Origin of the sequence: Endozoicomonas sp. Mp262, from assembly GCF_025643335.1 — a bacterium.
Taxonomy (GTDB): Bacteria; Pseudomonadota; Gammaproteobacteria; order Pseudomonadales; family Endozoicomonadaceae; genus Endonucleibacter.
Genome location: NZ_CP092489.1, coordinates 4,192,548 through 4,205,496, shown reverse-complemented (window position 1 = coordinate 4,205,496; position 12,949 = coordinate 4,192,548). Strand labels below are relative to the sequence as shown.

The 12,949-nt window shown below is 49.1% G+C and carries 10 protein-coding genes; 5 read left to right on the top strand and 5 right to left on the bottom strand.

The window, feature by feature from the left end; genetic code table 11:
* Positions 1–205: 205 nt before the first annotated feature.
* The 3 genes from MJ595_RS18550 to MJ595_RS18540 form a co-directional block, all read right to left on the bottom strand.
* Positions 206–1,495, bottom strand: a complete 1,290-nt coding sequence (locus MJ595_RS18550; protein WP_263079543.1) for an HlyD family type I secretion periplasmic adaptor subunit — start codon at positions 1,493–1,495, stop codon at positions 206–208.
* A gap of 102 nt (positions 1,496–1,597) precedes the next feature.
* The gene (locus MJ595_RS18545) at positions 1,598–3,880 is read right to left on the bottom strand and encodes a type I secretion system permease/ATPase (RefSeq protein WP_263079542.1); all 2,283 of its coding nucleotides are present in this window, start codon (positions 3,878–3,880) and stop codon (positions 1,598–1,600) included.
* 478 nt (positions 3,881–4,358) lie between these two features.
* Positions 4,359–5,219: a universal stress protein gene (locus MJ595_RS18540; RefSeq protein ID WP_263079541.1), complete on the bottom strand. Its 861-nt coding sequence runs from the start codon at positions 5,217–5,219 to the stop codon at positions 4,359–4,361.
* Between the two features lie 226 nt (positions 5,220–5,445).
* Here MJ595_RS18540 and MJ595_RS18535 point away from each other — a divergent pair, with 226 nt between their 5' ends.
* A complete protein-coding gene (locus tag MJ595_RS18535) occupies positions 5,446–6,057 on the top strand; it encodes a tRNA isopentenyl-2-thiomethyl-A-37 hydroxylase MiaE (protein WP_263322541.1) in 612 nt (203 codons plus the stop codon).
* Between the two features lie 135 nt (positions 6,058–6,192).
* Here the strand turns inward: MJ595_RS18535 and MJ595_RS18530 are convergent, their stop codons facing one another.
* Positions 6,193–6,933 carry a UDP-2,3-diacylglucosamine diphosphatase gene (locus MJ595_RS18530; RefSeq protein WP_263079540.1) on the bottom strand — a complete coding sequence of 247 codons (741 nt, stop codon included), beginning with the start codon at positions 6,931–6,933 and terminating at the stop codon, positions 6,193–6,195.
* Positions 6,933–7,424 carry a peptidylprolyl isomerase gene (locus MJ595_RS18525; RefSeq protein WP_263079539.1) on the bottom strand — a complete coding sequence of 164 codons (492 nt, stop codon included), beginning with the start codon at positions 7,422–7,424 and terminating at the stop codon, positions 6,933–6,935. The genes MJ595_RS18530 and MJ595_RS18525 overlap by 1 nt, the downstream gene beginning before the upstream one ends.
* Between MJ595_RS18525 and MJ595_RS18520 the strand changes: the two genes are divergently transcribed.
* From MJ595_RS18520 to MJ595_RS18505, 4 genes are all read left to right on the top strand, one after another.
* On the top strand, positions 7,410–7,607 hold the full coding sequence (locus MJ595_RS18520; RefSeq protein WP_263079538.1) for a hypothetical protein: 198 nt from the start codon (positions 7,410–7,412) through the stop codon (positions 7,605–7,607). The genes MJ595_RS18525 and MJ595_RS18520 overlap by 15 nt on opposite strands.
* Positions 7,608–7,652: 45 nt before the next feature.
* Positions 7,653–9,326 carry a glutamine--tRNA ligase/YqeY domain fusion protein gene (locus MJ595_RS18515; protein ID WP_263079537.1) on the top strand — a complete coding sequence of 558 codons (1,674 nt, stop codon included), beginning with the start codon at positions 7,653–7,655 and terminating at the stop codon, positions 9,324–9,326.
* Between the two features lie 14 nt (positions 9,327–9,340).
* Entirely contained in the window at positions 9,341–10,723 is a 1,383-nt protein-coding gene (cysS, locus tag MJ595_RS18510) for a cysteine--tRNA ligase (protein ID WP_263079535.1), read from the top strand.
* Between the two features lie 75 nt (positions 10,724–10,798).
* Positions 10,799–12,913 carry a Sip1-related alpha-galactosidase gene (locus MJ595_RS18505; protein WP_263079534.1) on the top strand — a complete coding sequence of 705 codons (2,115 nt, stop codon included), beginning with the start codon at positions 10,799–10,801 and terminating at the stop codon, positions 12,911–12,913.
* Positions 12,914–12,949: the final 36 nt, after the last annotated feature.

Genomic DNA, 12,949 nt, shown 5'->3' with positions numbered 1-12,949 from the left:
GCTAAATAAAAACACTGCTATTTCTAATTTAACCGTTTCTTTAGTATTTAGTATTTTCGTTCAGCTTTTCACAAGCTTCGAGTGATAACTATATTAGCCCAAAAGATTTATATAGTTGAAAAATTACTAATGTAAAAAAGAAAGGATAATTTTCTGGTTGTTTTTTTCCAATACCAGCCCAATCTTTTTTGATGAGAGAGTTAATTTATCTTTCCCGTAAAGCTTGCTCCTTACCTTTTAGTACAGGCTTGCAGATAGAGGCCAGTATTGATCGTTTGTTGGTGATAATATCAACGGTCGTAACCATACCAGGTATGATCGGCTTATCCTGGTTTCCCAAGTGATTTTTTTCTGTCCTGATACGTACCAGGTAATAGCTTTGTGCTCCTTTTATACCCTCCTCCTGGATTGTATCGGCACTGATATGCTCTACAACCCCCTTCAGACTTCCATAGATGGCGAAATCATAGGCGGATATCTTAACAACGGCGGGAAGGCCCGGTCTTAGAAAAGCGATGTCCTTGGGCTGGATCCTGGCTTCAATCAGCAGCTGATCCTGATACGGAACAATTTCCATCAGCTCCCTTCCCGGTGGGGCAACGCCACCCAGTGTATTAAAGTGCACTTTTTTTACGGTGCCCTTGACCGGCGAGCGGACAGTTGTTCGATTGACCCGGTCACGGTGAGCCGTCATGATTTCATTAATCTGGGCAATTCTTAATAGTACGGCTTTGTGATCACTGATGGCCTTTTGCTGAAACTTCAGGGTAACGTCCTGCTCGCGTTTTTCGGCTTCCTCTATGGAGGATTGAAGGCGGGGGATGGCCAGCCTGGTGGCTTCCAGGTCTCCTCGCAGGTGGCTGACGCCTTGCTCCAGCCTGAGGAGGTCAACTTCAGAGACAGCGCCTTCCTGACGCAGGGGACGGGTTAGCTCAAGCTCTTTGCTGGCAAGGCTTAGATTATGGGATAAATAGGTTTCCTTTGACTGCAGTTCTTTCAGCTGTTGCCGTGCCTGGTTGACCTGTTCATGGGCAATGGCCTGTTCTGCTTTCAGGGATGCCTGACGGTTTTCAAACAGCGCCTGTTCTTTTTGCTGGTCTTCAGGAGGAATTGGGGGCTCGTGGGAAAAGACCAGAGGAATGTTGTTGATCTCGGCGGTAAGGCGTTGACTGGCAGCTACCAGGCTTCTGTGTTCTGCTTCATGCTCCTTGTAGCTGGACTGGAATAAGGTATTATCCAGTTTCATTAATGGCTGGGATTTATTAACCTGATCGCCCTCTGTGACCAGAATATCAGAGATAATACCGCCCTCCAGGTTCTGGATCAGTTGAACCCGGGAGACGGGAATGACTTTTCCGGAACCCTGGATTCTGACATCGATCCTGGCAAAGTAAGCCCAGATAATAAAAGCAACGATTGTCAGTACTGAGAGATAAATAAGTGCCCTGCCTCCAGTGGGAGTCTGCATAAGGATGGCAGCACTGGTATCAGGCATATAATTCAGCGTTTTTTTCGATAACGCTCTTTTTTCGAAATAGTTTTTTAGTTTGTAAAACGGGTTGCGTATTGTGCTGAAGAAATTCAAGGGTATATCTCCTTAACTCAATACTTGCTCTTTGGGGCCGTCAGCAATGATCTGCCCACCTTCCAGGACAATGAGTCTGTCAACCATTTCCAACATGGAGTAACGGTGGGTTGTCATAATGACGGTTTTATCTTTGCCAATGGCCATAAGGCGCTGCCGGACAGCTTGTTCTGTCAAGGTGTCCATGGAGCTGCAGGGCTCATCCAGTAACAGCAGGTTGGGGTGAGTGACCAGGGTTCTGGCAATGGCAATGGCCTGTTGCTGTCCTCCAGAAAGGTTGGCTCCCCTTTCAGCCACATGCATTTGCAGTCCCATGGGGTGGAGGTCAGTGAACTCTGTAACCCCTGCAATCCGGGCGGCAGACAAAATTTCAGCGTCTTCGATATAGCCTCGGCCAAAAGCAATATTGTCTCTTACGGAACCAAAGAAAAGTGCCGGGTCTTGAGGCAGGTAGCCTATTCCTTGTCGTAATTCGTGAGGGGAGATTTGCTGGATATCAATGCCATCAATGCGGAGGTGGCCAGAATCAGGTCTGTAAAAGCGCATCAGCAGTTTGATCAAGGTGCTTTTTCCTGAACCCATCTTACCAATAATGGCTACTTTTTCCCCTGCCCTGATTTCAAGGGAAATGCTGTTGAGCGCCTGGGCCGGCTGGTTGGGGTAGGTAAAGTTAACACTGCTTATGGCAATATTGTTTGTGCAGTTCGGGGTTGTAATGGTGCTATCATGACTTAACCGTTCCTGCGGTAGCCTGACCACATGCTCAAGGGCTTTGAAAGCAGATTTTGCCTGATAGAAGCGGGTGGCCAGACTGGAGAGCTGGGCAATGGGGGCAAGGCATCGACCTGCTAACAGAACGGTTGCAATCAACCCACCCATGGAGAGTTGCTGGTCTGCAATTCTGTAGGCTCCATAGACCACTACGGCAATTGTCGTAAACTGGATCAGGAAGCCGGAAAGATTGGCGGCGGTGTTGGTCAGTCGTCTTGACCGGATTTCCCACTGCGCAATATGACCACAGAGCCTTTCCCATTTGGCTTGTTGTTCGCCTTCAGCGCTTTGGGCTTTCACTGCTTCAATGCCTATTAGCATTTCCACCAGTGTGGCATGTTTTTGAGCACCAGCCTGCTGGGTGTTTTCGATGGCTTCTTTCAGGCCGGGCTGTATGGCCAGGCTGTAAAGAATTAAAATAGCCATGGCTCCGACGATTATCCAGGCAACAGGCCCTGTAAGCCAGGCAATAACCACAAGAATGAGCAGGCTGAAAGGAAGGTCTACCAATGTACTCACGGTCGATGAGGTAATAAACTCCCTGATATGGTCAAATTCCTGGAGGTGTTTGGCAAAGGAACCCACTGACACCGGGCGGTGTGCCATTTCAATGCCCATGGATTGCTCAAACAGCCGGGCAGATAACAGGATATCCGATTTTTTACCTGCCAAATCAATAAAGTGACAGCGGACAGTTTTCAGCAGGAAATCCAGGATATAGGCAATACTTCCACCAATTGCCAGTGCCCAAAGGGTTTCCATGGCATTATTGGGTATTACCCTGTCATAGACATTCATGACAAACAGGGGTGAAATAATGATAAATAAATTGATGGCAAATGAAGCAATCAGGACGTCCCGATAGATGAGGGAGGAGCGGAGCAGGGTTCCCCAGAACCAGTGCCTGGAGCCAAGATTTAGTGTTTCTTCACTGCGCTCATCATAAAGATGTTTTTTCTTTATATAGATGGCCTTTCCTGAATAATGGTCGGCAAGGTCGTCCCAATTGACATCTTCTGAGCCGTCTCCTGCCTCAGGCGATATGATGCGGGCCTGGCCTTTTACCTTGTCAATGGATGTGATAATACAGGCCTTGTTATCTTTCAGAATAAGAACGACAGGTAGCACTAAGGGACTCAGGTCTTCCAGAGGGGTTTTCAGTATTCGTGCAGAGAGGCCAGCCCGACCGGCTGCTTTCAGGAAGAGGGCAGGGGTCATCCTGCCCTCTTCCAGGGGAAGCCCGGCAGAGAGCTTGCTCCGGGTTGTTGCTATCCGGAAATGTTTACAGATGGCTACCAGGCTGTCGAGCAGGGGACAAAAATGGAGGCCCCGTTCATCTGTATGACTGGATTGCTCTTCTTCCTCCCAGGCAGGATAGTCTGCCGGGGTTATCACTTCATCATTCATTGCCTTTGGAATATCCTTTGTTTTCCCTGAATTCTTATAAAAATCAACAGGGATAATCCTGTGGTGTGCTTTGCCTGTATCGCCAGTATCAATTGGCGGGATTGCAGTTCGTGCCACTCATAGCATGACTTTAAATCCGCAGATAATGGAAAAGGTCAGTTCTATCGTGAAATAGTCATTTGGCTTACTTTGTAAAACTGACTTTTTATTCACTCATTCCTGTTTTTACTCTGTGCAGATATTCAAAACCACATTAATAGATAAGTGGTTCTAAGAGATGGTGTAATTGAAAGAAATTTAGACGGTGATGGCGATAGTGCAAGTTTGACGACCTTTTTATTTAATGATCAATCACAGAGAAGGACAGAGAAGGGATATCCGAAGTCAAAATTGTTGATCAAACGTCAACAGCCCCTAGTAGGTTTTGAATTAAAACGGGAGATGTGGAGGTCTTGTGGAAATAAGGTAAGGGGAAAATAGAGTGGCACCCTGTAACTAAAGATCCACGGATAAAGCATCAAACGCTCTATCCGTTAAGCGCCAGCTCCTGGATCGTGCCTTGCGCTCACTCAGTCAAGTCACGGCTTGCTCACTATTATCTCCCCAGTTCCTCTTCCAGTGGTGGCATATGGTCTCTTGGCTGAAGAATAAGCATATCGGTATCCACCTCTGATATCAGCTGCTCGGCAGTATTGCCAATTGCCAGTGCGCTGATACCGGTCCGGGCGTGGGTTCCCATAATCAATAGCCGGGCCTTTTGGGTTTTTACGAGATGGGGGATCAAGGCTTCCGCTGAACCGGGCTCAACATGAATGTGATGTTCCAGGATCGGGTAGTCCCTGGCATAGTGAAGACAGGTTGCCTTATAGCTTTGGTCAGCTGTGATGCCATTGCCTTTGTCCTGGAAGGGTAATCGAACGGTTGGATAAGCAGAAGCCAGGTGCAGTTCTGAAGAAAACTGACGGGCAAAGCAGCCCGCATAATCGAGGATGGCCTGGTTGAGCTGGATATGCTGGTAGTCATCCTGGTCAGCGTTGACTGCAGCAATCATGGCAGCCTGTTCCCAGGAATGGTCATGTTTGACCAATAACACCGGGACTTCGCACTGACGTAGAAGACTCCAGTCTTTTGGCGTTCCAAAGGTTTGTGCTAGCATGCCTTCGGGCTTTGCGTCTTTTATGACCAGCTGACAGCCTTCCATCTGTCTGACATGAATAATGGTTTCATTGATACTTCTATGCCAGGTTTCATGAAGGTTAACGGTCAGGCCTGCTTGTTTGAGAGGGGCAGTAATGGCTTTCAGTTTTTCCCAGGATTCAGTGGTGGCATTAGGGTTGGGCGCTAATACATGCAGCTGTGCACCGGTGGTCTGTGCTACCTGTAAGGCACGATTGACAGACATTTGCTGTTCTTTTCGGGTATCAAGAACCACCAAGATATCAGTAAATTTCCACATATTTATGCCTTCTGTTGTTATATGTAGTGAAGGTGTAAAATAATGATGCAACATGTAACAAAAGTGCTATTTGATATGGGTCAAGTTTTTGGCCTGCTTTGAGTTTTCTTATGCTTATGGACAATCCGGAAGAGACTGTTTTTCGAACAGTTTCTAAATCCTTCCAAAGAGAATGTTGTTAATGAAGGAAGTTTGTGTTGAGTTCTCCACCGTGAGAAATTCTGAAATGGCTGATCTGCCGAAAGAATTACTGGATTTTTTACCCTGCCGGACACCGCAGGCATGGCTGGGTAGTGCCCTGGAACATCCCGAAATTCTGCTGATAGATCATGCCAACTGTGAGAAAAAAGCAGCCGCAACAGCACTAAATTTAATGTTTCGTTATATCGATAACAGTGATTTGCTGAACAAAATGTCAAGGCTGGCCCGGGAAGAGCTGCGTCATTTTGAGCAGGTGTTGGCGCTGATGACCAAAAGGGGAGTTCTCTACCGCCCTGTCAGCGCTTCCCGCTATGCCTCCCGGTTGCGTCAGACCGCCAGAACCCATGAACCTGCCCGACTGGTGGATACCCTGATTATTGGGGCATTTATTGAGGCACGCTCCTGCGAGCGCTTTCATGCCCTGGCTCCTTATCTGGATGCAGAGCTGCAAAAATTTTATGGCTCGCTTCTTAAGTCAGAGAGTCGCCATTTTAAGGATTACCTGACATTGGCTAAAAGAGTTAGTGATGAACCCATTGATGAGCGGGTTGCTGTTATTGCGGCGGTTGAGAAGGAGGCTATTGAGTCTCCAGACCCGGAGTTCCGTTTTCACAGCGGTGTTCCGGTGAGTGCATAGTTTTAAAACGATAGTCTTGGATTTCAGTAACTGATTTGCCCTTAAAGCGCGCCCTTCGCAGAACCATCAAACAGGGGTTTTCTAACGGGGCGCCGGGTTAGCCCGTTTTTCACATTGCCTGTATTAAGTATTCTATCACCTGGTGGATGCTGGAATTTTAAAACTTTCCAGCAAAAGCTGATTGTCTTCTGTGCTAATCATCCAACCATGGGTTTCCCAATCGCCCAATACATAACGTTTGGCTGTTGTCAGGTTGGCTAATGGCACATCATGAATGGCTGGCCGATGAGTGTGGCCATGTATCAAGGTTTTGACCCGGAATTTTTCGATAACGCGGGACACCTCTGCCGGTGTAACATCCATAATCTCCCGGGTTTTATGGACTTTTGACTTGAGGCTGTTTTCCCGGATTTTCCGTCCCAGCTTTTTCCGGTAGCTTAATGGGGTGAGCCGAAGCAGTCCCATTACCAGCGGATTGCGAATGATCTTTCGATAAAGCAGGTATTGTTTATCTTCAGTACATAGTGAGTCGCCGTGCATTAATAACACCTTCTCACCATTAATGCTCACTAATGAAGGGTCTTTTAGCCATTGGGCCCCGGATTTTTTTAAAAACTGCCGGCCCAGGGCAAAATCCCTGTTACCGGGCATGATATACAGTTTATGGCCGGCATCAGTGTAGTGTTTCAGTGCTAAGGCGATGTCTTCGTGGAAGGGTTCCATGGCATCGTCTCCCACCCAGTACTCGAAGAAATCACCCAGGATGAAAAGCTGTCCGGCTTTCGGGGCGGTTTCCTCCATAAAAGACAGAAACGCCCGGGCAATAGCCGGGCGCGCTGGTGTCAGATGGAGGTCTGATATCAGCAATGCTTCCATCAAGCCACTTCCGCAGACTCGATGATGACATCTTCCACAGGCACATCCTGATGGCCTGCACGGAAGGTGGTTTTGGCTCCCTTGATTTTATTGACCACGTCCATGCCTTCAGTGACCTTGCCAAATACGGCATAGCCCCAGCCATCGGGAGTCTCGGAAGTGTGATCCAGGAAGCTGTTATTGGCGACGTTAATAAAGAATTGGGCAGTGGCAGAGTGGGGGTCCATGGTACGGGCCATGGCAATGGTGCCAATCTCGTTTTTCAGGCCGTTATTGGCCTCGTTTTTGATAGGGCTGTTGGTTTTCTTCTGAACCATGCCGGGTTCGAAACCACCGCCCTGGATCATAAAGCCATCAATGATGCGGTGAAAAATTGTGCCATTGAAATGGCCGCTTTTTATATACTCAATAAAGTTGGCCACGGTTTCAGGGGCCTTTTCGGCATCAAGATCCAGTTTGATATCACCAAAATTGGTATGAAGTACAACCATGAAGCTACCATTTATGTGGGGTGCCCGAAGGCGGATAAAGGGGCAATTCTAGGTGTTTCTGACGCCGGTGTAAAAACAATCGCGCATTTTCTTTACGGGTGTCGTGTTTTACCTGACAACGGGATGGTGTTACCCTCTGCCGTTTACACTACGGCCAGGTTGTCCTGGGTTCTGGTCGGTTGATGACCGGAAATCTCTGCCAACCCCTTCACAGATGCTTCAGCAAAAATGAGCAGCACAGAAAAATCCAGTAATTTTATCGAGCAGATCATAGACAATGATCTGGCTGAAGGTCGGGTTAGTTCTATTTATACCCGTTTCCCCCCGGAACCTAATGGGTTCCTGCATATAGGGCATGCCTCTTCCATCTGCCTGAACTTTGGCTTGGCGGAAAAGTATCAGGGACAGTGTAATCTGCGCTTTGATGACACCAATCCTGAAAAAGAAGAACAGGCCTATGTGAATGCCATCATGGAGGATGTTCGCTGGTTAGGATTCAAGTGGTCCGGTGAGGTGAAGTATGCCTCTGATTACTTTGATACCTTCTATGAATGGGCGCTGCATCTGATCCGTGAAGGCAAAGCCTATGTGGATCATCAGGATGCCGGAACCATGGCGAAAAACCGGGGTGACTTTACCACTCCGGGTGTAGAAAGCCCCTACCGTAACCAGTCGGTGGAAGACAACCTGGCTGAATTTGAAAAAATGCGGGCCGGTGAGTACGAAGAGGGCAGCTGTAGCCTCAGGGCGAAAATTGATATGCAGCATGCCAATATGAATCTTCGTGACCCGATTCTGTACCGGATTCGCAAGCAGTCCCATCACCAGACCGGCGATAAGTGGTGCATTTATCCAAGCTATGATTTTGCCCACGGTCAGGAAGATGCCATTGAAGGGATTACCCACTCCATTTGTACCCTGGAGTTTCAGGATCATCGCCCATTATATGAATGGTTCCTGGAGAACCTGCCGGTTCCCCATCAGCCTAAACAATATGAGTTTGCCCGTACTAACCTGAACTATACCGTAACTAGTAAGCGTAAACTGAAAAGACTGGTGGACGAGGGTGTGGTTGGTAGTTGGGATGACCCGCGGATGCCAACGGTTTCCGGTTTGCGTCGTCGGGGCTATACCGCCGCAGCCATTCGTACGTTCTGTGAAATGGTGGGTATCAGTCGTTCTGATGGTATTGCGGATATAGCCATGTTGGAACATGCTATTCGTGATGACCTGAATAATCATGCAGCCAGGGCTATGGCCGTTCTGAACCCGTTAAAGCTGGTGATTACTAATCTGCCAGAGGATGAGGTTCAGTCCATGACAGCTGCAGCTCATCCCAATAAGCCGGAGCTGGGCGAGCGAACCCTGCCTTTCACCCGTGAAATCTATATTGACCGGGCTGACTTTACCGAAGATACCACCTTGTCCCGGAAGAAGTTCAAGCGACTGGTTTTGGGTGAGTACGTCCGTCTCCGAAGCGCCTATGTGATCAAGGCTGATGAAGTGGTTAAGGATGATCAGGGTGAAATCATTGAAATACGGGCCAGTTATGTTCCGGGTACCGTGGGTGAGAATCCACCGGAAGGCATTCGTCCCCGTGGTGTGATTCACTGGGTGTCTGCCAGTCATGGCAAGCAGGCGGAATTGAGAATGTATGACCGCCTGTTTAGTCACCCGGCACCTGACAAGGGTGATGAAGACTTTATGAGTCATGTTAACGGGCATTCCCTGGAGGTTCGTCAGGCCTGGATTGAGCCTGGGCTGGCAGAGGCTGACCCTGAGCAGAACTTCCAGTTCGAGCGGGAAGGCTATTTTGTGGCGGATCGCCATGACCACACTGCCGGGGCACCGGTCTTTAACCTGACCATTGGGCTGAAAGACAACTGGGCTAAAAAGGTATAGTAAGGAAGTCACACGTGCTGCAAATTTATAATACCCTGACCCGACAAAAAGAACCCTTCAAGCCACTGGTTGAGAACCAGGTGCGCATGTACGTCTGTGGTATGACGGTATACGACCTTTGTCATATAGGGCATGCCCGTACCGTTACCGCTTTTGATGTGGTGGCTCGTTATCTTCGGGCTAAAGGTTATGACCTGACCTATGTGCGCAATGTCACCGATATTGATGACAAAATTATCCGTCGGGCCATTGAGAATAATGAACCCATTGATCAGCTGACGGACCGCATGATTGCCGCCATGCGGGAGGATTTCAAGCGTCTGGGTAATTTTGAGCCGGATGATGAACCCCGGGCCACGGCCTATGTGGAAGGCATGATTGACATGATCAATGATCTGGTGGAAAAAGGTTTTGCCTATGCACCGGGCAATGGTGATGTTTATTACCGGGTTCGCCGCTTTGAAGGCTACGGTAAATTATCCGGCAAGGTGCTGGAAGAGCTGGAGTCGGGTGCCCGGATTGAAATTGATGAGATGAAGGAAGATCCCCTGGACTTTGTCCTCTGGAAAGGAGCCAAGCCGGAAGAGCCTTCCTGGACTTCTCCCTGGGGTGAAGGTCGTCCTGGCTGGCACATTGAATGCTCAGTGATGGGTAAATGCTGCCTGGGTAAGACCTTTGATATTCATGGCGGTGGTTCTGACCTCAAGTTTCCCCACCATGAAAATGAGATTGCCCAGAGCGAGGCGGCCAATGGTCAGACCTTCGTTAATACCTGGATGCATTCCGGACCTATCCGGGTGGACAATGTTAAGATGTCCAAGAGCCTGGGTAACTTCTTTACCATTCGTGAAGTGCTGGATAAGTATCATGAAGAAACCGTTCGCTACTTCCTGATCTCCAGTCAGTACCGCAGCCCGGTGAACTACTCCGAAGACAGTCTGAAAGAAGCGGGTGTGCGTCTTGAGCGACTGTATACCGCCTTAAAAGGATTGGATCTGACCGGTGTTGTAGCTCCTGAAGACAGTGAATTTGAGCAGCGCTTCTTTAAAGCCATGGATGATGACTTTAATACGCCGGTGGCGTTGGCGGTGCTGTTTGATCTGGTGCGTGAACTGAACCGGGTACGCAGCGCTAATGAGCAGGAGGCATTGCCGCTGGCGGCGTTGCTGGTGAAGCTGGGTGCTATTCTGGGCATTCTTCAGGGACAGGCCGAAACCTTCCTGCAATCTGGTAGCGATGTGGATGAAGCCTGGATTCAGGATATGATTGACCGGCGGGTGGCGGCGAAAAAAGCCCGTGACTTTGCCGAAGCGGATCGTATTCGTGAAGAGCTGGCGGATCAGGGTATTATCTTGCAGGACAGTCGGGAAGGGACAACCTGGCGGATTGAGCGATAGGTATCCATTGTTAAGATTAAAAAAAAGGCGCTGTTTTAGCGCCTTTTTTTTAAGGCTGCTTCTTAAGGGGCTGTTATGTATTCTGTTGCCTTGGGTGATCAGGGGTTTTCTGTCTTCTGCGAAAAAGTGCTTCTGTTGGAAGCGCTGGGTGTTGAGGTGGTGCTGGATGATGGCCGGATGCTTTCCCTTACACCTGATGCAGAGAGTATTCGTAAAAAGGATGGAGAGTTCCGCCTTCGTTATGTATCCGGTGATGAAGTGGCTGTAGAGCTATTCCTGACAAGGAAAGAAAAGCATCTGGTGATCCATCTGGCAGCCAGTATCCAGAAGGGTATCAGTTGGCCCTATGCTACCTTTTATCCTCTGGAAGCTGTCAGACTGAAAGTGAAAGGGCTGGGTGGGCACAGTGGTTTATGTGCCCACTATTTATATAACAGCTGGTGGACTCGCCCTCACTTTGATCCTGACCTGAGGGCGTTGCCTGCGCGTACCCAGTCTCTATTAACAGGGAAGCAGGAAGGACAATTTACCCATATTCTGACGTTTTGTGATGCCCGTGTTAAGGGAGAGCTGAGGGGCGATGCGGATGGTATGGTGCTTTTGGCATCACCCCAGAAAGCAGGGTTGCGTCGGGTGTCCGGGGTTGTGGCTATGCTTGGTTTTGGTTCTGATCCCTATGAGTTGATGAATCAGTCTATAGCTGTGGGCCGTCGGCTATTGCCTTACCCCTGCAAACCGAAAGAGGGCAGGCTATTTCCCGGGATGTTTGATTATCTGGGTTGGTGCAGCTGGGATGCCTGCTATCTGGATGTAAGCGAAGAGGCGGTATTGGCAAAGGCCGCCGAGTTCAGGGAAAAGAAGGTGCCTGTTAAATGGATGCTGGTGGATGATGGCTGGTCCGAGGAGTGTGACCGGCGATTAATGTCTTTTCGGGAAAACCGTGACAAATTTCCCTCAGGGTTTAAAGGGTTAAAGCAACAACTCAGGGAAGATTATGGAATCCCCTGGCTGGGTGCATGGCATGCGCTGACGGGGCAATGGGAAGGGGTAGATCATCGCGCTTCGCTTCCCGAAGGTATTGGAGCATCGCTGGAATCCATTGACGAGCTAAGGGCATTGCCGCCCTCTGATAGTGCGGGTGCCCTCCGCTTCTGGTGTAGCTGGCATAGCTACCTGAGTCGTCAGGGAATAGATTTCGTTAAGGTGGATGTGCAGGGAAATCTTGCCAATCATTACCGTTACCGGGCGTTTCCCGGTGAGTTATCTAACAATGTGCATGAAGCGCTGGAGGCATCAGCCCATATCCATTTCAATGGCGCGCTGATTAACTGCATGGGGATGGCTCCCGAGCAATTATGGGGGCGGCCATCTTCTCTTCTTTCCAGAAACAGTGATGACTTTTTCCCTCGCCAGCCGGGTAACCTGCGGGAGCACGCCCTGCAAAATGCCTATAACGCACTTTACCACGATGGCTTCTATCAGGGTGACTGGGATATGTGGTGGTCGGATCATAAGGATGCCAGAAGTCATGCGCTACTCAGGGTGCTTAGTGGCGGGCCGGTCTATACCAGTGACCCTTGCGGTAAAACCCTGATAGAACCCCTAATGCCGTTAGTGCTAAGGGATGGACGTGTTATTCGCTGTGACCGGCAGGGTAAGCCTGTCAGACGATGCCTGTTTAATAGTCCGCTGGATAGTGGTGAAACATTGATTATCTGGAACTCGCTGGGTGATGTGGCTGTGGCAGGCTTGTTTAACCTGAATAATTCCGGGCAGCAGATTAATGCGTTAGTGGCGGCTGGTGATCTTGAGTTGGAAGAGGAGGCTTTATCCTTTGTTGCTGTTGTTCCCGGACGGGAACTGTGTTCAGTGGTAGAAAGAGAGCAGGCGATTAATCTATCGTTACCCGCAGCACAGGCCGAGTTGGTACTGTTCTATCCTGACCGGCCACTGTTTTGTATTGGTCTGGCTGATAAGTATTTGCCTTCTTTTGCCATCAGATCCCAGCAGCTAGTGGATGGCAGATTGGTTATCCAGCTATATGAAGGCGGGAGAGTTTGGCTTTATAGCCGTAAGCCTATTTTAACCATCACAGCTAATGGGCAAAGTGTGGACTGGATTAATAAAGGTGTTTTGACTGAGTTCTTTTATGCCTCAGCTTCTGAGGTGGTGGTGGAGGTTGTTGTTTGAGCAGTGGCTTAGAAAGTGCGATGGGTGCAACCCGGT